22 protein-coding genes are annotated in these 24,187 nt (G+C 35.1%); 10 read left to right on the top strand and 12 right to left on the bottom strand.

The window, feature by feature from the left end; translation table 11 throughout:
• Positions 1-96: 96 nt before the first annotated feature.
• Together VUJ46_RS04975 and VUJ46_RS04980 are read left to right on the top strand one after the other, a co-directional pair.
• Positions 97-894, top strand: coding sequence for a Cof-type HAD-IIB family hydrolase (locus VUJ46_RS04975; RefSeq protein ID WP_326983896.1), 798 nt, complete (start codon positions 97-99; stop codon positions 892-894).
• A gap of 127 nt (positions 895-1,021) precedes the next feature.
• Positions 1,022-1,192: a lmo0937 family membrane protein gene (locus VUJ46_RS04980; protein WP_267403083.1), complete on the top strand. Its 171-nt coding sequence runs from the start codon at positions 1,022-1,024 to the stop codon at positions 1,190-1,192.
• A 108-nt stretch (positions 1,193-1,300) separates the two neighbouring features.
• Here the strand turns inward: VUJ46_RS04980 and VUJ46_RS04985 are convergent, their stop codons facing one another.
• On the bottom strand, positions 1,301-1,873 hold the full coding sequence (locus VUJ46_RS04985; protein ID WP_326983897.1) for an OmpH family outer membrane protein: 573 nt from the start codon (positions 1,871-1,873) through the stop codon (positions 1,301-1,303).
• A gap of 160 nt (positions 1,874-2,033) precedes the next feature.
• Complete coding sequence (locus tag VUJ46_RS04990; RefSeq protein WP_326983898.1) at positions 2,034-5,222, bottom strand: TonB-dependent receptor; 3,189 nt, start codon at positions 5,220-5,222, stop codon at positions 2,034-2,036.
• A gap of 651 nt (positions 5,223-5,873) precedes the next feature.
• Between VUJ46_RS04990 and VUJ46_RS04995 the strand changes: the two genes are divergently transcribed.
• Positions 5,874-6,260: a hypothetical protein gene (locus VUJ46_RS04995; protein ID WP_326983899.1), complete on the top strand. Its 387-nt coding sequence runs from the start codon at positions 5,874-5,876 to the stop codon at positions 6,258-6,260.
• A gap of 16 nt (positions 6,261-6,276) precedes the next feature.
• Here VUJ46_RS04995 and VUJ46_RS05000 read toward each other — a convergent pair whose 3' ends face one another.
• On the bottom strand, positions 6,277-7,086 hold the full coding sequence (locus VUJ46_RS05000) for an anti-sigma factor (protein WP_326983900.1): 810 nt from the start codon (positions 7,084-7,086) through the stop codon (positions 6,277-6,279).
• A 1-nt stretch (position 7,087) separates the two neighbouring features.
• On the bottom strand, positions 7,088-7,657 hold the full coding sequence (locus tag VUJ46_RS05005) for an RNA polymerase sigma factor (RefSeq protein WP_326983901.1): 570 nt from the start codon (positions 7,655-7,657) through the stop codon (positions 7,088-7,090).
• A gap of 277 nt (positions 7,658-7,934) precedes the next feature.
• On the opposite strand from VUJ46_RS05005, the gene VUJ46_RS05010 reads away from it, so the two are divergent.
• From VUJ46_RS05010 to VUJ46_RS05020, 3 genes are all read left to right on the top strand, one after another.
• Positions 7,935-8,504, top strand: coding sequence for a fasciclin domain-containing protein (locus tag VUJ46_RS05010; RefSeq protein WP_326983902.1), 570 nt, complete (start codon positions 7,935-7,937; stop codon positions 8,502-8,504).
• Between the two features lie 80 nt (positions 8,505-8,584).
• Positions 8,585-9,298 (top strand): ferritin-like domain-containing protein, encoded by a 714-nt coding sequence (locus VUJ46_RS05015; RefSeq protein WP_326983903.1) that lies wholly within the window; start codon positions 8,585-8,587, stop codon positions 9,296-9,298.
• 25 nt (positions 9,299-9,323) lie between these two features.
• Entirely contained in the window at positions 9,324-10,136 is an 813-nt protein-coding gene (locus tag VUJ46_RS05020; RefSeq protein WP_326983904.1) for a ferritin-like domain-containing protein, read from the top strand.
• A gap of 448 nt (positions 10,137-10,584) precedes the next feature.
• On the opposite strand, the gene VUJ46_RS05025 is transcribed toward VUJ46_RS05020, so the two are convergent.
• On the bottom strand, positions 10,585-11,574 hold the full coding sequence (locus tag VUJ46_RS05025; protein WP_326983905.1) for an aldo/keto reductase: 990 nt from the start codon (positions 11,572-11,574) through the stop codon (positions 10,585-10,587).
• 559 nt (positions 11,575-12,133) lie between these two features.
• On the opposite strand from VUJ46_RS05025, the gene VUJ46_RS05030 reads away from it, so the two are divergent.
• From VUJ46_RS05030 to VUJ46_RS05040, 3 genes are all read left to right on the top strand, one after another.
• On the top strand, positions 12,134-12,787 hold the full coding sequence (locus VUJ46_RS05030) for a porin family protein (protein WP_326983906.1): 654 nt from the start codon (positions 12,134-12,136) through the stop codon (positions 12,785-12,787).
• A 1,043-nt stretch (positions 12,788-13,830) separates the two neighbouring features.
• Positions 13,831-14,388: a porin family protein gene (locus VUJ46_RS05035; protein ID WP_326983907.1), complete on the top strand. Its 558-nt coding sequence runs from the start codon at positions 13,831-13,833 to the stop codon at positions 14,386-14,388.
• Between the two features lie 1,779 nt (positions 14,389-16,167).
• Positions 16,168-16,896 (top strand): porin family protein, encoded by a 729-nt coding sequence (locus VUJ46_RS05040; RefSeq protein WP_326983908.1) that lies wholly within the window; start codon positions 16,168-16,170, stop codon positions 16,894-16,896.
• Between the two features lie 236 nt (positions 16,897-17,132).
• Here VUJ46_RS05040 and purF read toward each other — a convergent pair whose 3' ends face one another.
• The 5 genes from purF to VUJ46_RS05065 form a co-directional block, all read right to left on the bottom strand.
• On the bottom strand, positions 17,133-18,632 hold the full coding sequence (gene purF, locus VUJ46_RS05045) for an amidophosphoribosyltransferase (protein ID WP_326983909.1): 1,500 nt from the start codon (positions 18,630-18,632) through the stop codon (positions 17,133-17,135).
• Positions 18,633-18,766: 134 nt separating this feature from the next.
• Positions 18,767-19,486 carry a phosphoribosylaminoimidazolesuccinocarboxamide synthase gene (gene purC / locus VUJ46_RS05050; protein ID WP_326983910.1) on the bottom strand — a complete coding sequence of 240 codons (720 nt, stop codon included), beginning with the start codon at positions 19,484-19,486 and terminating at the stop codon, positions 18,767-18,769.
• A 51-nt stretch (positions 19,487-19,537) separates the two neighbouring features.
• Positions 19,538-19,810 (bottom strand): DUF3307 domain-containing protein, encoded by a 273-nt coding sequence (locus tag VUJ46_RS05055; protein WP_326983911.1) that lies wholly within the window; start codon positions 19,808-19,810, stop codon positions 19,538-19,540.
• A gap of 2 nt (positions 19,811-19,812) precedes the next feature.
• Entirely contained in the window at positions 19,813-20,418 is a 606-nt protein-coding gene (locus VUJ46_RS05060; protein WP_326983912.1) for a SatD family protein, read from the bottom strand.
• Between the two features lie 298 nt (positions 20,419-20,716).
• Positions 20,717-21,250, bottom strand: coding sequence for a type 1 glutamine amidotransferase domain-containing protein (locus tag VUJ46_RS05065; RefSeq protein WP_326983913.1), 534 nt, complete (start codon positions 21,248-21,250; stop codon positions 20,717-20,719).
• A gap of 389 nt (positions 21,251-21,639) precedes the next feature.
• Here VUJ46_RS05065 and VUJ46_RS05070 point away from each other — a divergent pair, with 389 nt between their 5' ends.
• Entirely contained in the window at positions 21,640-22,530 is an 891-nt protein-coding gene (locus VUJ46_RS05070; RefSeq protein ID WP_326983914.1) for a cyclin family protein, read from the top strand.
• Positions 22,531-22,849: 319 nt separating this feature from the next.
• Here VUJ46_RS05070 and VUJ46_RS05075 read toward each other — a convergent pair whose 3' ends face one another.
• A complete protein-coding gene (locus VUJ46_RS05075; RefSeq protein WP_326983915.1) occupies positions 22,850-23,314 on the bottom strand; it encodes a hypothetical protein in 465 nt (154 codons plus the stop codon).
• 278 nt (positions 23,315-23,592) lie between these two features.
• On the bottom strand, positions 23,593-24,075 hold the full coding sequence (locus VUJ46_RS05080) for a hypothetical protein (RefSeq protein ID WP_326983916.1): 483 nt from the start codon (positions 24,073-24,075) through the stop codon (positions 23,593-23,595).
• Positions 24,076-24,187: the final 112 nt, after the last annotated feature.

Here is a 24,187-nt window from a genome sequence, read left to right on the forward strand (position 1 = left end):
TTTAACGATTATATAAAAAGCTTAAACCATTAATCATAAGATTATTGTTCGTATTTTTGTAATATACGTTAAACTATTTTTCACAATAAATTTACTATGAATTCTATTCAAAATCCAAATATTAAAGCCGTATTTTTTGATGTAGACGGTACTTTGATCAGTTTCAAAACCAATAAAATTCCCGAATCCACAGTTAACGCAATAAAAGAACTTCGTAAAAAAGGCATTAAAGTAATCGTGGCAACCGGGCGTTCTATTAATTCTTTGGATCATATCAAGCATATTGATTTCGATGGTTTTATTACCTTCAACGGGGGATATTGTATGACAACTGACGGAAATATTATGTTTAAACAAGCCATTGATTCCGAAGATATAAAGAAACTGATTAGCTATTCTGAAAAATCTCCTCTAAGTTTTTCATTAATGTATGAAAATAAGGTGGAAATTAATGATGTAAATCCTGAAGTTGCGGGAATGTATGCCCATCTGAATCTTCCCGTTCCTCCTTTGCACGATAAAAATAATGTAGATATCGACAATGTTCTTCAGGCAAATATCTTTTTAGGTCCTGAAGATGAAGAAGTTTTTATGCAAAATGTAATGCCGAATTCGGTGGCGTCGAGATGGACTCCCCTTTTTGCCGATGTAAATCCCGGTGGAATCAGTAAAAGAAACGGAATTGAAAATTTCTGTCAGCATTTTGGAATTGATGTTTCTGAAACCATGGCTTTTGGAGACGGCGGAAACGATATTTCGATGCTAAAATTTGTAAAAATTGGTGTTGCTATGGGAAATGCTAATGAAAACGTGAAAGAAATTGCAGATTTTACCACCGAAGAAGTTGACAATCATGGAATTGAATTAGCTTTGAAGCATTTTGGAGTGCTGTAGTTTTATTCTTTTAGAACCAAATATTTTTCATCATAATTAAATTTGTGGTATCTGTTTTAGGATCGATTTTATAAGAAAGGCATAGTATGTGTATACATTTAATCAAATCACTTAAAAATATTTAGTTATGAGAAGTTTATTATGGCTAGTCGCAGTCATTTGCATTGTCGTTTGGCTACTAGGAATGTTAGGAGTTGTGCCAGGTATGAGCACCGGTTATTTAGTTCACGTTTTATTGGTAATCGCCATTATTGTAGTTTTATATAATATTATTACAGGCCGAAAACCTCTCGATTAATAGATTTTTACAAATTTGAACTATTCTATTAATTTACTAAACTTTAAAAATATAAATCCTTGACAGAAACTGTCAAGGATTTTTCATCTACAAATAGTTGATAATCAATTATTTTTTTCCTTTTGCAGGAGCTGCTGCCGTAGCACCCAACTTAGATTTTACATCTGGAGTAATATCTTCACCACCGTCTAAATAAGCAATCTGACTGTTTCCCTGTGAAGTTGCCACATCAAAAACATATGCCAATCCTTTTTCTTTAGCTACCGTTGAAATCATACCTGCCACTTTTTTCTGAATCGGAGCAAATAATTCGTTTTGCTTTTGAGAAATATCCTGAGCCGCTTTTGTACGAGTACTTTCAATGGATTTCCCTAATTCCTGAAGTTCTGTCTGTGCCGCTGTAAGTTCTTTAATTACCGCTTCTTTATTAGCCTCGCTGATTGTTTTTTCTTTATCCTGAGCCGCTTTCAATTTAGTCTGATAGCTCGTGATCAGCTTTTCGATCTCCGATTGTTTTGTTTTAGTATACGTATCAAGGCTCGCTTCAGCAGTTTTTGCCTCAGGAAGATTATTGAATACATCATCAGAATTTACATGACCGATTTTTTGTTGCGCATTCGCAAGGTTTGATGTAAGAAATAATCCCGCTGCTACAGAAAATACCGTGATTAACTTTTTCATTGTATGGTTGATTTTTAAAATTATTTAATGTTTGTTTTTTAAGTGGACAAATATAATAAATATACCTAGATATCTAGTGATAATATACAGAAAAGAAGCCCGAAATAAATCCGGACTTCACGTCTTGAAAGAATATATTAAGTAAAAAATAAAAGTCTGTTTAAAAATTATATCGAACTCCCAACTGCGCCTGGAATCTTGAGGCAAACTGATCGATCGTATAAGGCGAACCCGGAGTGGTAAAATTGTAGGTTGGATCTCCCGCTGAAGGCTGTCCCGCCGCAACATTTCCAACTTTCGTTAATCCCACACTCGCCGTAGAATTGAAAGTATTAGGTACAAAATATACTTTCCCCCAGTTCTTGTTTAGTAAATTGGTCACATTAATGATGCTTAAAGAGATCTGAAGCGTATTTTTAGATTTCTCACTTAATCTGATCTCATCCATGATTCTGAAATCTGCCTGAATATTCCAAGGCGTTGTATCACCGTTTCTCTCAGTGAATTTCCCTCTTCTGCTGCTCAGATATTCATTATTATTCACGAATTTTTCATATTCCGCAACCTGTTGAGCAGTCGTAACCGTAATATTTCCTGAAGCATCTTTTATCGGTGCCAGATATTTTGTGGCTTCAGCAGCATCTTTAAAGACATACGCTAAACCAGCAGCCTGTCCCGTATTAGCAATGGTGCTGTTGATGAATCCCCATGAAAATGGATTTCCGGACTGGGCATTAAAATAGACATTAGCGGATAATCTGTTTGACTGAGAAAGCGGCAGCGAGTAGCCCAAATTGGCAACTACTCTGTTTTTAATAGCAAAGTTGGAAGTTGATAATTTAGGATCATTCGGTGTTAAAGATTGGTTCATCTGCCAGTTACTTTCCATGGAATTTCTGATTCCATTAGTGATATCTTTGGCATCACCATAGGTATAGGCCACGAAGAAATTTAACCCAAAATTATACGCCTTAGAAAGTTGTGCTGTTACATTGTATCTGTACCCTTCTTTCGTGTTGGAAAGCATATAGGCATTCGAAAAATTACTGTTGATATTGGTCGTGTAGATCGGCATTTCATGGTTGGTATCATAGCTGAAATACGTTACATTATCTGTTTTATTCACCTGCTGGAATTTCAGATCATACAAAACTTTTGTATAAATTCCTTCTAAGGTCAACTTGTATCCTGAAACGGTGTAATCCACTGCTAATGAACTTCTCCAGACTTTAGGCATTTTAAAATTATTATCCACCAAATCTACCTGAACTTTTGATGAATTTTGCCATTTCGGGAAATTTCCACTTACCAGAGGATCTCCGTTTGCGGCCAATTGTGCAGCCGTCGGAGCGTTATAATCATAACTTCCGAAACCAACCCCGTCATTATAATACGCATAACCCAGCCATGCAAAAGGTATTCTTCCGACAAAAATTCCTGACCCTCCTCTTAGAACTACCGATCTGTCTTCTGTTACATCATAGGTAAACCCTAATCTCGGAGATATGGTAGGTTTGTTGAGGTATTTATTCGTTAACTGATTTAATGGTGTATAGCTATACGTATTTCCTAAATTTGGATCTGTCGGCGACCCTGTAACCTGTTGACTTAAAAGCGGTTTGTTTGGTAAATCGGTATAATCTACCCTCACACCGGGTGTTACCCTTAATCTTCCCCAATTGATCTCATCCTGAAGATAAGCCGAAAGCAAATTCACTTTATAATGAGCATAAGGATTATCGAATAAGCTTTGTCTGTCGGCTCCGTCAAAGGGATACGTTCCTCTTATTCTTGCCGGATTTGAATTATAAAAATCGTTTAAACTTTTATAGGAAATCCTTCCGTTAAGTGCATTGACAAAGCCATAATCAATATTGTAGAGTTCGTTGTGGGTTCCTAACAAAAAGGTATGATGCCCTGTTTTATAAGTTAAATTATCAGTAATTTCAAAAGTTTTCTGTCTCATATTGAAAACGGTTGCCTCACGGTCGTTTCCAAGCAAAATAGTACCTCCGTTATACGCAATTTCAACCTGTGGGAACATTGCATTTTCCGAAGTCGGATCTCTGTAATCATGAATCGATGAATAACCAACGATCAAATTATTATTCCATTGAGAATTGAATCGGCTTTTCAACTCTAAAGTTGTTGTGGAAGCATTGTTTTTTTGAACAAAATCCATGCTTGAGAAGCGGAAGTTAGCGCCGTCTCTTTCAAGATTGGAAGCCTGAGAAAATACCGTATTATTTTTGATTGATAAGGTATGTTTATCATTAATTTTCCAGTCTAATTTATTAAAAAGTTTAGCACTTTCGGAAAAATTGCTATACTGGTTGAAGCTTCCCACATTAAATCCATATTTATTTCTCACAAAATCTGAGATTTGCTGCGCCGTATTTTCATTAAGCAAAGCATTCGGATCATTGGCATTATAAAAAACAGGATCTGTTCGTTTGGTGTATTCAAGATTGGTAAATAGGAATAATTTATCTTTTATCACCGGCAATCCTACCCTTCCACCATAAATGAAATCTTCAAAAGAGTTCGGCATTTTAGAGTTATCGCCAATTCGGTTTCTTCCGGTAATCGAGGCATTTCTTCCATAAACATACATTGATCCTTCCACATTATTGCTTCCGCTTCTGGTTACCGCGTTAATGCTTCCTCCTAAAAAGTTCCCCAATTTTACATCATAAGGCGCAATATACACCTGCACGTCCTGAATAGCATCTAAACTGATTGAATTTGAACGCGTACTGCTTCCCGGCATTCCCGAAGTTCCTGTCTGGCCGCCTAAAGAAGGGCTAAAACCAATGGCATCGTTGTTAATAGAACCGTCAATGGTTACGTTATTATATCTGAAATTGGTTCCGTTGAAAGAGTTATTCGCACTTTGCGGAACCAGCTTGGTCACATCCTGGATTCCTCTGTTGATATTCGGAAGTCCTGAAATCTGTGCCTGACTGATTCCCACCCCAAATTTTGCAGGAGTAGATCTTTTTGAAGTCAGTTTTACTTCATCAATTACCTTTTCTTTGCTGCCTCCGATTTCTACGACAGGAAGATCATTATTTCCCAGTGAAAGCTGAACATTCGGATTAGCGTATACCACCTTAGAACCATCTATAACTTCAATAGAATAAGGACCTCCGGGTTGTAGATTGTCTAAACTGAACTGTCCGTTTTTGCTGCTTTTGGTTTCAAAAACACTGTTTGTCGGTACGTGAACCACCTTAATGGTCATTTCAGAAGACGTTCCCCTTAGTCTTCCGAAAATTTTAGAACTTGTTTCCTGAGCGAAAGCAAGGCTGAAAGATAATAATGCAATAGCACAGATTATTTTTTTCATTTTTTTATACTTCAAATTTGTATGGCAAAATTATTCCCGTAAAATTTGATCTGCGTTAACGTACAGATAACATTATATCACATAAAGCTTAACATTTCCTTAAAAAAAAATTAAAGAATTTTATTTGTAGCGAATTAATTTTTCAATTTAAAATTTTCAGAATAACCCCAGAGACGTTCAATTTAGCTGGATTAACTCACCTTAAAACTTTTTTTAATTGAAGCTCCTGATATGATCGTCTGGTGATGAAGAAAGTAGGCGTAAAATCGATGAGTGCCCTAAAAAGCTTATGGTACTTCCTCTTCCTACGATGATAAAAAAATCAACACAGGTAAAAAATATTGACTTTTCTAACGAGGGTAATTTAATTTTTCAGAACCAAGCTCCAGTCAGAAAAATACATATCCAGAATGTAAGAGCCTGTTTAAAATTTTACCGTTTTATTTATTATTCTTATTGAAGTTGATCTTTGCTCCATTTTGATGCTCTTTTGAGCGTATTTCTCACTTCTTATTTTTGATTTAGCCCGCTAAATCTGCAAACACGAAGCAAAAAATCCATCTCAAAATACCTATAAAAATTTTTGGCAATAAAATTTAAACAGCCTCTAAGTTCAATAATCTTTCTTACCTTTAATTTAAATTATTCATCATGAAATTAACTATAGCGAAAACTGCCCTTTTCTGCTTTTCTCTATTTATGACCCGTACTATTTCGGCTCAGGAAAAGAAATCCGACTCCCTTATGATCACTGTTTTTCTGAAACATCAGCAGGATAAAAATTTAGCTGAAAATCAGGAAATTTTAAAGGCTAATAAATTTTATGAAACATTTCCTCCCGCATCGGCAAAAGTAGTATCATGGTATGTGATGATGGGAATCGGGCAGGTTGTAACTGTAAAAATTCCGGCTTCGGAATTAAGAACTTTTAATCTGTCTATAGAAAAATCTGCGTGGAAAGCTTTTAATACGGAATTTTATCCTACCTATGATTATAAACCAATTTGGGAGGATTTAAAAAAGAAAAATGTAAAATAAGATCTTTAACTTAAAACTAAATCTCTCCCATCACGTACATATTTTCCATGGTTGGGATCGTACTTCCGCCTTGTTTTTCTAAAGTAATTGCAAAGGCCTGAGCATTAGAAATATTCGCTAAAGCAATTTCGCTGTCTTTTTCAAGCGTGTACATTCCTGCATTTACAGGTTTGCCGTCTTCAATGGCCCAAAGCTGATATTGCATACCATCAGGTGCTTTTGGAAGACTTTCGGCGGTAAGATAAACATCTTTCGTCTTTCTATTCCAGAAAACCATGGCTTTGGAATCGGTATGCTTTTCAACACCGTTCAACATCACCATTTCCATATTCGGATCGGTTGCCATATCCATCTTACGGTTCATTTTCTGCATCGCAAGATCCTGAGATTTTTTATGATTGTTCATATCCGCAATCTCGGTCTTCATTTTAGACTGATTGCTCATCCAAAACATATTCCCTCCCACGCTTACTAAAAATAGTACAGAAGCAGCAATAGCAAAGGCTTTCCAATTATTATTGCTTTGTATTCTAATCTCTTCTTGTGGTTTTGCAGCCGGAATATCTACCGAAACTGCAGGTTTAACTTCTTCAACAATCTGTTCCTGCTGAATTTTATTCCAAATCTTTGATTTTAAATCGTCCGGAGGCGTTACGCTCTGTGCTGTAGCCAAATTTTCCAATGTCTGCTGCGCTTCTTCTACCGCAGCTTTTACTTCAGCATTGTTTTTCATCACACACTCCAAAATCCCCGCCTCTTCAATTGAAGCGTGACCTAGAACATAAGATTCTATAATTCCGGATGATATGTATTCTTTAGTGTTCAATTTATTGATAGTCTTTTAACAAATCCTTTAATTTCATCAGTGCGTTTCTCATTTTGGTTTTCACTGTTCCCAGCGGTATCTTCAGTTTTTCGGATATCTCGTGTTGGGTATATCCCTGATAATAAGCCAAATCAATCAACTCCTGTTTATCGACTTCCAGCCCTTCAATTACTTTATTAAATCCAATAAAATCGGATGAATTATTTGTCGTTGAAAGTTCTGCAGAGTTATATACGAAATCCGGAAGCGATTGGTTTTTAAGTTCATTCTGAAAACCTTTAGATTTTAAATAATCAATCGCAGTGTTTCTTGCAATATTGATCATCCAGGTGTAAAATCTTCCCTTGGAAGAGTCGTATTGATGAATAGAATTCCAGATTTTAACGAAAACATCCTGAATAATTTCTTCCGTATATTCTTTAGACTGAACAATTCGGAGAATTACGCCATACAGCGCACCAGAATAATGGTCATACAAATAATGAAAACCAGATTCGTTTTTTTCTTTCAGTAAAACGATGAGCTCTTCTTCCGAATAGTTTGTTTTAATAGTGAATGTTTTTCGTCTCAAATGTAATGAAATAAAACAAATAACAAACAATACTTCAATCAATTTTGAATTTTTTAATAAAATTAAACAAGCGTTTGTAATTTCTCTGATTTAGGATTTATTTTTTAACAATTCATTAATATTTAAATAAAATTTCATCGAAAAATAAAATTTATTTATCTGATTATTAATTAGTTGAAAAATAATTCAATCTTTTTTAAATCTGAATTAAAACCAGCCTCGTAAATGAATTTAACAAGGAAAAATTTAAACAATACAACACTTAAAATTTAATACAATGAACACAAGAACAAAAATCGCAGTTGCAGGAATGGTTGTTTTATCATTCGCTTTCAGTGGAAATTTAACTGCACAGATGACGAAAGAGAAAACAGTAATGGTTGGCGGAGCAGCGATGTATCCTTCAAAAAATATTATCGAAAATGCTGTTAATTCAAAAGACCACAAAACATTGGTTACAGCGGTAAAAGCAGCCGGTTTGGTTGAAACTTTACAGGGAAAAGGTCCTTTTACGGTATTGGCTCCTACAGATGCGGCTTTTGCTAAATTACCAAAAGGGACTGTGGAAAGTCTGGTAAAACCTGAAAATAAAGCTACGCTTACAAAAATCCTTACTTATCATGTGCTTCCGGGAAAATTCAATGCTAAAGAAATTTGGGCGGCAGTGAAAGCCGGGAATGGAAAAAGTATGATGAAAACAGCAGAAGGCGAAGAATTAACATTCTGGACCAAAGGCAAAGATCTTTATGTGAGAGACGCAAAAGGAAATGATGCTAAAGTTACTATTGCGGACGTCAATCAATCAAACGGTGTTATTCACGTGATCGACACTGTTTTAATGCCTTAGGGCTTTATTAGTTGTTTGAACAGCATAAAATTATGCTGTTCTTTTTCTCAATTATTAATCAAACACTTAAAAATAATATTATGAAAAGAACAACAATTCATGTTTCTAATCAGGGGGCAACTCTTGATACAGGCAGAAGAAACTTTCTGAAACTGAGCGGCGTTGGATTAGCCATTGCCGGGCTTACGTTTATCGGTTGTGATGATAATGACGATTTTAACTTTATGGACGATAAAGTTTTTGATCTGGGCTCAGGAGATGTAGGCGTATTAAACTATGCTTATGCGTTAGAACAGCTGGAAGCCGATTTTTACACTAAAGTGGTTAATAATTTTTATGCAGGAATTTCCAGTATTGAAAAAGAATTATTCACAGATTTGTATCATCATGAAGTGATTCACAGAGATTTTTTCAAGGCAGCTATTAGCGGTGTAACATCTAATGTTTTACCAAAACTTGAATTTCAGTATCCGAATGTAAATTTTAATGATAGAAATTCGGTTTTAGCCACTGCAAAAGCCCTTGAAGACACAGGTGTTGCAGCGTATAACGGAGCCGGAAAATATATTACAAATGGAGATTATCTGGTGATCGCAGGTAAAATAGTTTCTGTAGAAGCAAGACATGCGTCTGCCATCAGAAATTTAATCAATCCCGGAACAGCAGCCTTTTCCGGAGATGATGTGATCGATGGAAACGGATTGGATCTGGCCAAGGAACCAAAAGATATTGTAGCCGCTGCAGGAGGATTTATCAAAACTTCTTTTACGTGGAAAGAACAGGGAATCGGATAATTATTTCACCATTAAATCTATTATTATGAATATTCTAAAATTACTTGATAAACTTTCGAACGATAAATTCTTTACTAAAGAAACCTCACGTTTAGAAACGATTACAAATATGTCAGCCTTTGGAAAACAAGCCGCTGTGGCTGCCGTTCCATTTGGATTAGGAGCATTAATGACCACTTCTGTAAAGGCAGAAACCGTAAGTACAACAAATTCAGATACCTTTAAAAATACTTTAACTGATGCTCTTCAGCTCGCTTTGGTTCTGGAATATCTTGAGAATGAATACTATGCTATGGGATTGGCTGCCGGAACTTTAATTCCCAATGCAGACCGCGCCGTTTTTATGCAGATTGCTAAGCATGAATCTGCTCACGTTACTTTCCTTAAAAGTACGTTAACCTCTCTAGGAGTTACTCCCGGTGCAAAACCGACCTTTGATTTTACCGTAAACGGAAGCTTCTCTCCTTTTACAGATTATAGTCAATTTTTAATTCTGGCACAGGCTTTTGAAGATACCGGCGTAAGAGCGTATAAAGGGCAGGCCGGAAATGTAATGTCTAATAAAGCCATTTTACAGGCTGCGTTGCAAATTCACTCGGTGGAAGCAAGACATGCCTCTCAGGTAAGAAGAATGCGCGCTAATAAAGGCTGGATAGAGCTTTCCGACGGAGGAAATATGCCGTCTGCAACCAATGCGGTGTATGCCGGTGAAAATGTGACCAATCAGGCCGGATTTAATACTGCGACAGCTTTTGGAGCCGCTGCAGGTTCGGCGGCTTATGATGAAATTTTAACAGGAAGTGATGCCCAGACAATTGCGTCCTTATTTATTGTATGACATAATTTTTCATATAGTTTGGTGTAGATCCTTTCTCTTTTCGGGAAAGGATTTTTAGGAATTAAGTACAAAAGTTGGGGACTAGGCAAAAAAGTTTAGATCATATAATATGAAATTTTTTGCTCTCGCAGATTTTGCGAATGATACAGATTCTTTTCCTTACACTTTACATCGTGAACACAAAGCCTCACCAATTTTTTGACAACTCCCGTTTTAAGTATCACAAAGCCGTTTTACTTATAAAAGATCACGAAGATTAAGCAAAAATAGATCAGCAGCATCATCTGTGAAAATCCGTGTATCTGTGGGAAATAAAAATATTGGTGCATTTGTGGCAAAAAATACATCCAAACAATTTCTCCCTAAGTTTTGAAACTGATCCATTTTTAGTTTAAATAAAAAATGCCGATAAAATTTACCGACACTTTTATGATATTATTTTTAAAATTTAAGCAGGAAGTTGAGCCTTTTCATAAATTAATCCTTCAGATTTCAGTTCTTTCCAGAATTCTGTCGGGATTTTTGTTTCTAAAGCATTTACATTTCCCTGTACCTGCTCCGGTTTACTTGCTCCTGGAATAATCGCTGCAAATTCATCCGCCGCCAAAACAAAGTGAAGTGCCGCATCAACAATACTGATGTGATATCTTTTGGCGATTTCGCTAATTTTATCCCTCTTCTCCCTCATCCCTTTTGGAATTACATCGGAATAATTATATCTCGGTCTTCCGTTGATAAAACCCGAATTATATCCCGCACCGGAAACCAATTTTACGCCTGCTTTTTTCACCGCAGGTAACAAACGATCCACCGCGTCTTCATGCTCTAAAATTGAATATTGCGTGGCGGACAGACAAATATCCGGATCAGCAGATTCAAGACAGTCCAATATGGGTTCTATTTTATTAACCCCCATTCCCCAAGCTTTTATAATACCCTGATCCCGCAGATTAGATAATACTTTAAAAGCTCCTTCCTTTGCCTGTTTTAGAAAATAGGGATAGCGATCGCCTACCTGGTCTTCCGAAAGGTCGTGAACATATACGATGTCGATATGAGATACCCCCGTTCTTTTCAGACTTTCTTCAATACTTTTTTTGATGGCGTCTGCTGTATAATCGTGTTTAAAATCAAAAGGTAAAGGCGCTTTCCACATCGTTGGCGGAACTTCATTTTCTGGAACTTCCGTAAACAGGCGACCTACTTTTGTGGAAAAAACAAATTCATCTCTATTTTGATTTTGTAAAAAATCCCCGAATCGTCTTTCACTTTTTGTTAATCCGTACCAAGGTGAAGTATCAAAATATCGAATTCCTAAATCCCAGGCTTTCTTTAAAACATCATAAGACTCTTGGTCTGTTAAAGGTTCAAATGCTGTTCCTATGGCAACTCCACCGAGTCCTAACCTGTGTTTTTCCTTTAAAATGTCTGCTTTCATATGATCGTATTTAAGTATTTTGGTAACTCTATGTGATACAAACATTGTGCAGACTTATCCTTTTTAATGATTTATACCATTTTATCTTTGAAATTCCCTTTCAATTATTTACCCTTTTCAGCGTTATAATAGCATTGAATTCATATACATCGGGTTTCACCCGACGTTACTGATATTCACTCCCTTCGCGGTTTTTAAAGTAATTCAAAAAGAAAACAGTATTCAAAGGAATTTAAAGTTCAAAAGGCATCTTTCTGCTTATAAAATCCAGGTGATTTCCAACCATGATCTGAACGAATCGACAATTTCATCATTCGCGTCCAAGCCTCAAATGCTCGCTCAGTTATTGATTATGCATGGAATAAACAGCTATTTAACACACAGAACAAAAGATTGAAATTCAATATATTAAAAACAAAAACAAAGCTTACCGGTTATCATTTTAAGCTTCATTTTATTTTTGGCAAGCAATTTGAAAGATACTCAGCGTTCCGCAGAATAGTGCAGGACAGTAGTAAAATTTAAAATTAGAAATAGTAAATATTAAAAAATTAAAGTTATGAAAAAGTTAATTTTAGGATTAGCAGTAACAGCAAGTTCATTTGCATTCGCGCAACAGACAACCACAACATCTTCAAGCCCGGTAACATTCGGTATAAAAGGAGGAATGAACGTTTCTTCATTAAGCAAAGGTGCTGATCTTGACGATTCAAAATCTAAAATAGGTTTTAACGCGGGGGTTTTTGCCAATATTCCGGTAGCCACAAATTTCAGTATTCAGCCGGAGGTGATCTATAATGACCTAGGCTCTAAAGTAACATATAAAAATAATCTTCCAGTTGTTGGCGAGTACAAAACTGAGTATTCTAGAAATCTTGGATATGTTGCCGTTCCTGTGATGTTCCAGTATAATGTGATTCCAAACCTGTATTTAGAAGCGGGTCCAGAATTTGGTTTCCTTGTAAGTGCAAATGATAAATTGAAAAGCTCAACGAACGGAAATTCCAACGGATCTACCACCACATCTTTAAATAAAGATGATTTTCAGACTTTCAATTTTGGAATCGGGATCGGTGCAGGATATTATTTCACAGATAATTTAGGACTTACAGCGAGATATACCGCTGGTGTAACAGATATTTTCAAAAATAACTCGGGAGATGCCGTAAGAAATAACGTTTTCCAGGTAGGTTTAGCCTTCAAATTCAAATAATACAAAGTTTCTTCATATAACAAATTTTAAAAGCTGTCCATTTCGGGCAGCTTTTTTTTGCGGCTAGATCCTTTCTGAAAAATAAAGACCTGTCAATCAACATCTGCGAAATCTGCGATCCGGGGGAAATTGGAAGTTAGTGCATCAAGTATAAAAGTTGGGGACTAGGCAAAAAAGTTTAGATCACGTAAGATGAAATTTTTTGCTCTCGCAGATTTTGCAAATGATGGAGATTCTTTTCCTTACACTTTAAATATTGAACACAGAGCCCCCAAGTTTTTTGACAACTCCCGTTTTAAGTCTCACCCAACCGTTCTACCTGTAAAAGACCGCAAAGGTTAAACAAAGGAAATCAACGATATCATCTGCGAAAATCTGGCAATCTGCGGGAAATAAAATATTCGTACATTCGTAGCAAATCATTATTTTTAACGCTAAGTTCGTCATGATATTTTTAAATAATATTGTTGATTTTGCATTCGCAAGGGCGTTCTACTCAGCAAATGATAGCCCTGTCATAGCTCTTATTATTTGAACACCAAGTTCTCTAAGGGTCTTTACTAGTAATCGATTTAAGACCCACCAAGCCGTTTTACTGATAAAAGACCGAAAAGTTGAAGCAATAAAAAATCAACAGCAGCATCTGAAAATCTTCCATCTGTGGGAAATTAAAATATTCGTGCATTTGTTGCTAATCATTATTCTTAACGCCAAGTTCGCTAGGATATTTTTTAATGACACTGCTTATTTTCCTTTCGTAACGGCGTTCCATTCAGCAAGTGATAACCCTGTCGTATACTTTTATTATTTTGAATACAAAGTTCTCTGAGTTTCTTTACTTCTACCTGTTTTAAGGCTTACAAAACAAAGTTGCGCTAATTCAAATTAAATTAATTTTATAATTGAGGCAATGCCGTTTTACTGACAATAGTCCCCAGAAACACTCATCTTTAAGCTTATCTTAACATAACCTTATATTTCATTTAACAGTTTGGCAAGAAATTTGATAAGTTGAAGATACATAAAAAAAACATTAAACAGTTATGAAAAAATTATTATTAAGTGCGGCATTACTTGCATGTACCCTTTCATTTGCGCAAACTTTAGGTTTAAAAGCAGGTTTAAATGTCTCCAACATTTCAGGAGGTGACACTAATTCCAAAGCAGGATTTTATGGTGGAGCTTTTCTGAATGTTCCTGTAGCGAAAAACTTCAGTGTTCAGCCGGAAATATTATTCAATGGAGTTGGAGCGGTTTCTGACATTGACTCTAATATGAAGATAAATCTAAGCTATATCTCTGTGCCTATTATGTTTCAGTATAATGCGCTTCCGAATCTTTATCTTGAAGCAGGCCCTCAATTCAGCTTCCTAGCTGGCTCGAAGTTAAAATACAATAATTACTCAGAAAGCGCAAATGATCTGGTGAAAGGTTTTGATTTTGGCATTGGTTTAGGAGCAGGTTATTACATTACTAAAAACATCGGGATTAATGCCAGATATGTTGCAGGTGTAACAGATATTACGAAAAAAATCGAAGGAGAACAAATTGAAGGGAAAAACAATGTATTCCAGGTTGGATTATCTTATAAATTCAAGTAACAAATTTTGATTTCAATAGAAAAGGCCTGGCTTATTTACAGTCAGGTCTTTTCATTTACCATGTCATCCCAATGACCAGGGAGTTGGGTATCATCACCGAAGACTAAGCCATAAAAACATCAACAGCATCATAGCAGACCAAGTACGAAACTGGGGTACCGATCAGAACGTTTTGATTACCTGGATTGAAATTTTCATTTTATTTTTTGCTCTTGCAGATTCTTTTCCTTACACTTTATATATTGAACACGAAGCCCCACCAAGTTTTTTGACAACTCCCGTTTTAAGTCTCACCTAGCCGTTCTATTGATAAAAGTCCACAAAGTTGAAGCAATAAAAAATCAACGATTTCATCTGGAAAATCTGTGCGATCCGTGGGAAATAAAATGAGCGCATTCGTGGCGATTATTTTTTAGCCCTCCATTTTATCTTCGATAAAATCCTTGCGGCTTAAAAACATAGAGTATTAAAAAATATCTTTGCGGCTTTGCGAAAAGCCAACAGCAGCATCTGTAAAATTTGAGGAATCCGAGCCAGCTGCGGGAAATAAAAATATTCGCGCATTCGTGGCTAATAAGTATTTTTAACACTAAGTTCGCAAAGATTTAATTATTTTAATACTGCTGATTTTCCGTTCGCAACGGCGTTCTACTCAGCAAATGATAGCCTTGCTGTATGCTTTTATTATTTGAACACAAAGTCCTCAAAGGTTATTTACTACTACTCGTTTTAAGTCTCACCAAGCCGTTCCATTGATAAAAGTCCACAAAGTTGAAGCAATAAAAAATCAACGATATCATCTGTGGAAAACCTGTGTAATCCATGGGAAATAAAATTCGTGCATTCGTGGCGATTATTTTTCAGCCCTCAATTTTATCTTCGATAAAATCCTTGCGCCTTAAAAGCATAGAGTATAAAAAAATATCTTTGCGGCTTTGCGAAAAAGCCAACAGCAGCATCTGTAAAATTTGAGGAATCCGAGCCATCTGCGGGAAATAAAAATATTCGTGCATTCGTGGCTAATAAGTATTTTTAACACTAAGTTCGCAAAGATTTAATTATTTTAATACTGCTGATTTTCCGTTCGCAACGGCGTTCTACTCAGCAAATGATAGCCTTGCTGTATGCTTTTATTATTTGAACACAAAGTCCTCAAAGGTTATTTACTACTACTCGTTTTAAGTCTCACCAAGCCGTTCCATTGATAAAAGTCCACAAAGTTGAAGCAATAAAAAATCAACGATATCATCTGTGGAAAACCTGTGTAATCCATGGGAAATAAAATTCGTGCATTCGTGGCGATTATTTTTCAGCCCTCAATTTTATCTTCGATAAAATCCTTGCGCCTTAAAAGCATAGAGTATAAAAAAATATCTTTGCGGCTTTGCGAAAAAGCCAACAGCAGCATCTGTAAAATTTGTGGAATCCGAGCCATCTGCGGGAAATAAAAATATTCGTGCATTCGTGGCTAATACATATGCTATTTTTAACGATTTCATTTCATCATCTGATCTCAGCTTCCTTTTTCTACTCTTTTAAATATATCTCCCCATATCGTTATTTTTCACATTTTAATTAAAATTAATTCACAAAAAACAAATTAAACAGGATAATTTATTTATTAAAATATGAAAAAAAGACTATTTTAAACTGTTAAAAAACGCCCGTATCCACATAACAAACAACACATTAACAGTTTGGCAAGCATTTTGCAAAATAACAGCATGTCTGATTAAACGATTAGACAGCATTTAAATAGTAAAATTAAAAAACAAAATTATGAATAAGTTATTTTTAGGAATGGCAATGGTTGCGGGTACCTTAACTTTTGCACAGGAGACACAGGAAGTTAGAACAACAGCATCAGCAGTGAATGTTAATAAGCCTAAAGAGCCTGTACGTTTTGGTATTAAAGGAGGGGGAAATGCAAGTCAGTTCAGCGAGCAGCAGTTAAGTGCCAAGAATCAAAAAATAGGATTTAACGCAGGGGTTTTTGTAAATATTCCTTTATCTGAGAAATTTGCTGTTCAGCCCGAAGTTTTATACAACCAGCTGGGAGCCAAAAGTGTTGTTTCAGACACTGAGTTCACTACAGGGAATACAAAGGTAAGAACACAAAAGGATTTTACCACTTCACTGAATTATATTTCAGTACCTCTGATGATGCAATTTAAGCCGGCAGATAATTTCTATGTGGAAGCCGGACCTGAGTTCAGCTATTTCCTGGATGGAAAAAACAAAGGTGAGACCAGAGTAACAACTACAACGGGTAGTAATACCGCTACTCAGACACAATCCAATTCTGAGAGTATAGATAAGGATTTGATGAAGAAATTTAATGTAGGGATGGGACTGGGTCTTGGATATTACTTTACAAAGAATCTTGGTATTAATGCGAGATATGTGAACAGTTTCACTCACTTCGCAAATAATTCAGGCGTTCCTGAAGGTGAGAAAAATGTTAATACCAACAGAGTTTTCCAGCTTGGACTGAATTATAAATTTTAAGCATTTTTTAACATTCATATATAACCAATTTTAATTTCAAATGAAAAGGTCAGACTGCTAGTCTGACCTTTCGTTTATTTGAGAACCTGTATATTTTATATTGCATTAAAGATTATTTCTATCATAAGACTGGGAATTCCAGATCTAAAAACAGGAAATAAAAACCATATAAAAAACCAAAGATAAGCAGGCTATCTAAAGATAAAACTGCAAAACAGGTTTTATGATTCAAAAAATTAATTAAACAGTTCTACTTCTTCACCTTTGCCTACAGGATATTCTTCTGTAAAACATCCGAAGCAGTGATTAGCAGAGCCTAAAATTACTTTCAGGTTATCGGTACTTAAAAACTCAAGAGAATCTACGCCCAGATAGTCTCTCAACTGCTCAGTCGTCATATTGGCTGAAATAAGGTCATCTTTTGAAGGGGTATCAATTCCCAAATAACAAGGGGCAATAATTGGTGGAGAAACACTTCTGAAGTGGATTTCTTTTACACCAGCCTCTTTAAGGATTTTCACCAATCTTTTAGATGTCGTCCCACGAACGATAGAATCATCAATAATCACCACCCTTTTATCTTTGATCTCAGAAATAATCGGATTCAGTTTCAGGTTGACAATTCTTTCTCTCATTTCCTGAGTCGGGACGATGAAGCTTCTTCCAATATATCTGTTTTTAATTAAAACAGGACGGAAAGGAATTCCTGAAGCCTTAGAAAAACCAATAGCCGCAGGCACTCCGGAATCAGGCACTCCAATTACCACGTCGGCATCCACAGGAGCCTGTTCCCAGATTTTCTCCCCGGATTTTTCTCTGATTTCATATACGTTGATATTTTCTAAAGACGAGTCGGGTCTCGCAAAATAAATGTATTCGAAAGAACAGATTCTCTGTTTTGCTTTCTTTTCATCTACCATGATCGAGTGAAGTTTTCCAGGCTCATTTTCATTAGTATAAATAATCTCTCCCGGTAAAATATCTCGTACATACTGTGCTCCCACAGCATCTAAAGCCACAGATTCTGAAGCTACAACATAAGAATTTTCGTTGATTGCTCCCAACACCAAAGGTCTGATTCCGTTGAAATCTCTGAATGCAAAGAATTTATTTCTCGTCATTCCCACCACAGAATAGGCTCCTTCAATCTTCTCCATCGTTGCTTTAATAGCCCCACGAAGTCCTAAATCAAGATTTTTCTGGATCAATCTTAAGATAACCTCAGAATCAGAAGTTGCTCTGAAAACCACGCCTTCCGCTTCCAACTGAGCCTTTAGCTCTTTCGCATTGGTTAAATTACCATTATGTGCGATAGAAAGTATAATCTGGTCATATTCGTTTTTTGCGAAAAATGGCTGGAAATTATATTTCTTCTTGTCTCCCGCAGTCGTATAACGCGTATGTCCGATTGCCGAATTTCCCATAAAAGTCTCAGGATCCGGGATCTCTTTATAAACATCCAAAACTAATCCTTCATCTTTCATATTGGTGATTTTTCCGTCTTTAAGAACAGAAATACCACAAGCTTCCTGACCTCTGTGCTGAAGTGCAAAAAGCCCGAACTGAGAAAGCGAAAACGTATCCAGATCGTTATCAGAATACATTCCGAAGATCCCACACTCTTCATTCGGAGCGTCCAACCTTTCTTCTTCCTGCGTTCTGAAGAGATTTCTTCCGTAGGTTTGGGTTTCAAACTGTTTTAAATATTCACTTTTATGAATGTCTAAACTTTTCATTTCTATTTTTTCTATTATAGATATTAGAAGTCAGATATCAGATTTTAGACTAAACTAACTTCAATTTAATTTTGTTAAATAACAAATCATTTTCAGAGCCAAAATCTAGCATCTGATGTCTAACATCTGAAATCTTACTTATTAAGTACAGTTTTCAATCTGTTGTAGATCTCCACGTAAGCTTCAGTAACTTCACCAAGATCTCTTCTGAATCTGTCTTTATCCAGTTTCTTCATCGTATCTTTATCCCAAAGTCTGCAGGTATCAGGTGAAATCTCATCTGCCAGGATAATTTCTCCGTCAGCCGTTTTTCCTAATTCAATTTTAAAGTCTACCAGGATGATGTTCATTTTGTCGAAAAGATCGATTAAGATGTCGTTGATGTCTGAAGTTAATTCATACATTTCGTCAAGCTCTTCATACGTTGCAGCGCCTAAGAAAACGGCGTGGTGATCATTGATAAGCGGATCTCCCAATTCATCCTTTTTATAGCAGATATCGAAGATGGTTACCGGAGATTTAATTCCTTCTTCCACGCCCAATCTCTGAGCCATGCTTCCCGCAGAATAGTTTCTCACCACCATTTCCAAAGGAATAATGGATACTTTTTTCACCAATTGCTCTCTCTCGTCTAATTGTTTAATGAAATGAGTTTTAATCCCTTTTTCATTTAAATATTCGAAGATCAATGTAGTGATGGCATTATTCATCTCCCCTTTCAGATCTACAGAACCTCTTTTCTGAGCGTTAAATGCTGTAGCATCGTCTTTAAAACGAACAACTACTTCATTAGGATTATCGGTAGCAAATACCTGTTTTGCTTTACCTTCGTACAACATTTCTAACTTTTCCATTTTCAAAAATTACTTTTTATTAGATTTATATTATTTTAATTAAAATTCCCGTTAAAACACTGATCTCATTTCCCTATTCACAGCTGTCACTGAGATTTCCCGGGCATCCGGTTCTTTCAGGCCGTCTCCCATCATGAAGACTGCTGCAACAGGGAGCTGTTTCAGATTCCAAAGGAAAATAAAACTTACAACCATCTCCATCAATATTTTAAGGTATAAAAAAACACTCACCGGTTTAAGAACATTCTTCTCTGTAACCCATGAATTTGGCTGAAGAACTAAGTCTCCGAGTACAGGTACCAATATGAGTTTAATAAAAACCATGCTTACAGTTCTGAAATTTTCTTTCTAAAATATTGATTGGTTTCCACGATAAGTTCGTAGTTGGCGCGTTTCAGTCTCTGGCTCACGGAAGATTGAGAAATATTAAATTTTCTGGCCAAATCTTCCTGTGTACTATCTCTGTTCATGATCATTTCATGAATAATTTCGGAAGTAGCCATGGTCCAGTTGTCAAAATCCTTGGAAGACCATTTCAGCAATATATTGAGATCACGGTCTACAGAATTGCTGGAGGTCTTGATGGAAACTGTAGGCCCGTCATTTTTAAGGTCGTTCAGCAACCTTCCGGAATTCACATAAGCAGTCCCGTTGGATTCGGTGATTTTTTCAGATGAAAAATTTTCATCCCCAATTCCAATCGCTATTCTTACATCTAAGTTTTCCTGACTTTTTATTAATGATTTTATGGCTAAGAAGTGCCAAAAAACGTCGTCTATATTGCATTTAAACTGAAATTCATCTCCTCTGTAGATTTCCCATATCTGTGGAGTGCTTCCCCATTTTTCGAGAAGATTTTTGAGTTTGGTGATCCAAACTTCAGTGTCTGCATGCTGTGAATTTATAATATCTCCGGTAATGACCGCTATCATTTTGCAAATATAAGCATTATTACTTATAAATAAAAAATATAAGCAGAAAGACTTATAGATATCAATTATTAGTCAATCTGCTTATATCAATAATTTAATAATCATAAGGTTTTTACATGTGAATTTGCTCTGAAAATCTTGTTTCAGAGCAACCCGTCCTGTGCATTGCTCTCATTCCTAAAAAATTAGAAAATGTATATCTTCTATCCCATTATATGCTGATTCGTTTCTTACAGAATGAACAGACTACTTCCCAGTTTTTCGGGATAAACTCCGGTGAATAACGATCTACCGCAGGTTAATGCCTTCCTTCCCTGATTTCTTCAACCATTTTTGCATTGAAAGCCGGCAGATCATCCGGAGTTCTGCTGGTCACTAAACCATTATCAACAACTACCTCACGATCTTCCCAATTCGCTCCTGCATTTTTTAAATCTTTACTGATGGAATCTACCGAAGTTAGATTTCTTCCTTCCACGACCTCAGCGCTGATTAAAATTTGTGGTCCGTGGCAAATGGCCGCTACCGGTTTATGCTGCTGGAAAAAGTCTTTCACAAAGCTTAAAGCCTTGTCATTGGTTCTCAACTGATCGGGATTGATAACTCCACCCGGTAATACCAACGCATCGTAATCCGAAGCACTGGCTTCATCTAAGGTTTTATCGACATTATACTCTTTTCCCCAGTCTTTTTCAGCCCAGGCTTTAATCCTCCCCGATTCAGGGCTGATGATGTGTGCTGTCCAGCCCTGCTGTTCCAAATGCTCTTTTGGGGATGATAATTCACTTTCCTCAAATCCGTGGGTTGCCAGAATGGCGATTTTCTTTGACATAATTTTATATTTTGGTGTTTACAAGTATTGTGAAAAGAAAATATGATGCCGCGGTGAGTGGATATGGTATTTAAAGTTTTGTTAAATGATCTGATCTATTAGTACCGGAGAAAGAAATGCCTGATTAATGCTCACCAAAAAAATCATACCCTCCGTCTGTTACAATTCCTTGCCATTTTCTTGTATTCCACTAAATCTCGTCAGTTCACTTACTCCTAAACTACTACTTCAAGTCAGTAATTTGTACGCCGGAGATGATTTGTTATTGCTTACAAACTACGAATATATGAGTTCAAAGACCTAAATATACCTGCTATTACCGTAAAAATATCAAAAAATAATCCCTACTTTTAAATTTTAACTTTTAATCATTAACTACAACTTAATTCATGAATTTAAAAATAAAGATACTGGGTTTATTCATAACGATAATGGCAATTAATGTGATCTATTCTCAACAATCTGAATTTAAGATCATTGATTTAGCTCAATTGGAAATTAAAACACTTCATCATATATCTAAAAACAGTGATTCGACACAGAATGATCATTTAATTAGTAAAATAGTATTCAAACCTTATCAAAATTTTTGGAGGGGTTATATGGGCGACGAGAAAGAATTTATTAAATGGTATAGAAATAATATGTTTGAATATGAAAACAAAAATATTAATATTCCTCACTTAAGCGATGAATTAAAAAAGATCCAAAAAGAAATTTCCAATATTACCCGTTACGAGCCTAAGGGAACTTGGTATATTGTCTATGGAGCAGCCTGGACGGATATGGGAGGATTTTCAGACGGAACAATGTTAATTGATTTAGCCCATAAAAATAATTCTTCTATAAAAAATATAATTAAAAACTTTCCACATGAACTGTCTCATCAAATTTATTCCAATAATAATATGTTTAATGATACAACTGCTTTAAAGAGTATTATAGATGAGGGATTAGCTGTATACGTTAATGAGCTTTACTGGAAAAATAAATACTCACTTGCCGAACATTTAGGATATTCTGAGAACGAGCTTTTAGAATGCATGGCCAACGAAAAATTAATTGCAGATTTTTTTAATAAAAATAAATTTTCCACAGATCAAAAAATTATTAACCAATTTAGAAGTAGGTCATTTTCAATTTCTCCAGAATTACCGGGGGCTATCGGATATTTTATTGGTTACCATATTATTAAAAACTACGTCAAAAAAAATGGAAAGCAATCATGGAAAAACGTGTATACAGAATCTCCCATTTCAGTTTATAAATCCAGCTTATAAATGATGATTTGTAATTCTACCTTTTTAATCGCAGCCAGCTATCAAACTATATTTTTATTTTTTTACTCAATCTAAATAGTATCATATTTACTATATGAACTCTGCCCAAACCCCTCGCTGCCGCACGATTGCATCGTGTGGTTTAATAACCAAAATCATTTAAAATATTTAGCAAAACTTATGAAATATACCCCAAGGATTGTAGAACTTATAATGATGACTCATCATTATATTTTTATAAAGATAAAAACTTTTAAGAAATTATTGGATAATAAAAATGCCACACGAAAGGATTCGTGCGGCAGCGGGGGGGGAGTTTTTATTTACACTGAACAATATCTTGATAATATCTTCGGTTTTTAAACTCTACAACATAATCATCTTTAAATTTACAATATCTTTTTTTATATCGCTTTATATCTAAATTGTAAATCTTAACAATTAGGTAATTTGTATCATAAAATAAACCTTTAACAAGAGGAATATTATAATTATATGATTTGATTTTTCGATTTTCATCAAAACCTTGATAATTAAATTTTAAAAAAACATCTTCTTTAAAAATATCATTATTGACAGTTTCAATTTCTTTTCCAGGGTAGTAACTAACTTTATACTCTCTTTGAGATATATTGTTGTTAAATGTTAAGCCTAAAGAACTTGTAACAATTTCATCATTTATAAATATAATTAAATTTACATTATTTTGACCATAAGCATAAAAAGATATAGTGGTAGTCAAAATAAATACTAATAAATTAAGGTTTAATCTGACCATGTTCATAATTAGATAGTATTTTATTAACTGTTGACGATTTGCAGCTCCTTCCCATTATAGCGATAAGTATAGCTCAATATTCCTGATGAAAAACTTGATCTTATATGCATTAATCCAAAAGGATAATAATTATTTTCTTCAAGAACTTCTACGCTGTTATTTTTATATAAATAACTCAGCCTCAGATTCCCCCAGGTGATCGGTGTATTTTTTTTAAGTTACTTACAGCTCTTCGAGTAGATAACTAAAAACCAACAACTTACACCTCTTTGAATCTTAAAAAACTATTTTGAAAGATATTCATGAATATCAAATAAAATAAATTTTATTTTTGAAACTGGAATTCTTTTTGTTCTTATTGAATTAGGATTTGCTAAATCTGAAAATTTTTGCACTATTTGATTTAGATAGAAATCACCATTTACATATTCAAAATATACTTCATATTCATAATGATACCTATTACCATACTCAAAGGAATAATAGAATCCATTCTTCGTTCTTTTAATAAAATTTGTTGCATAATTTTCAATTTCATTAGTAGAAAGTAAAGAATTTTTATTAATAAAACAGTTATTAGAGTTTTTATTAATCAGGATAAATCTATCTTCTGATTTTTTATTTACATATTCATACATACTAAATTCACTATTATATTTCAAAGAATTCCTTATAAAATAATTATCTTTATCAGGACAACTATTTTTTCTCTCTTGACATTGATATAAAGTTGTCAAGAATATAAAAACTAAAAATATTTTTCTCATTATTTTACTTTTTTCCAAAATATACTATTTCCAGCAACAGCCGTTGCTTGTATTCCATAGGTTGTTTTTACACCAGTATTAAATATAAAATTACCATTTGCCCAATTTTGCT

It is taken from the genome of Chryseobacterium sp. MYb264, assembly GCF_035974275.1.
Taxonomy (GTDB): domain Bacteria; phylum Bacteroidota; class Bacteroidia; order Flavobacteriales; family Weeksellaceae; genus Chryseobacterium.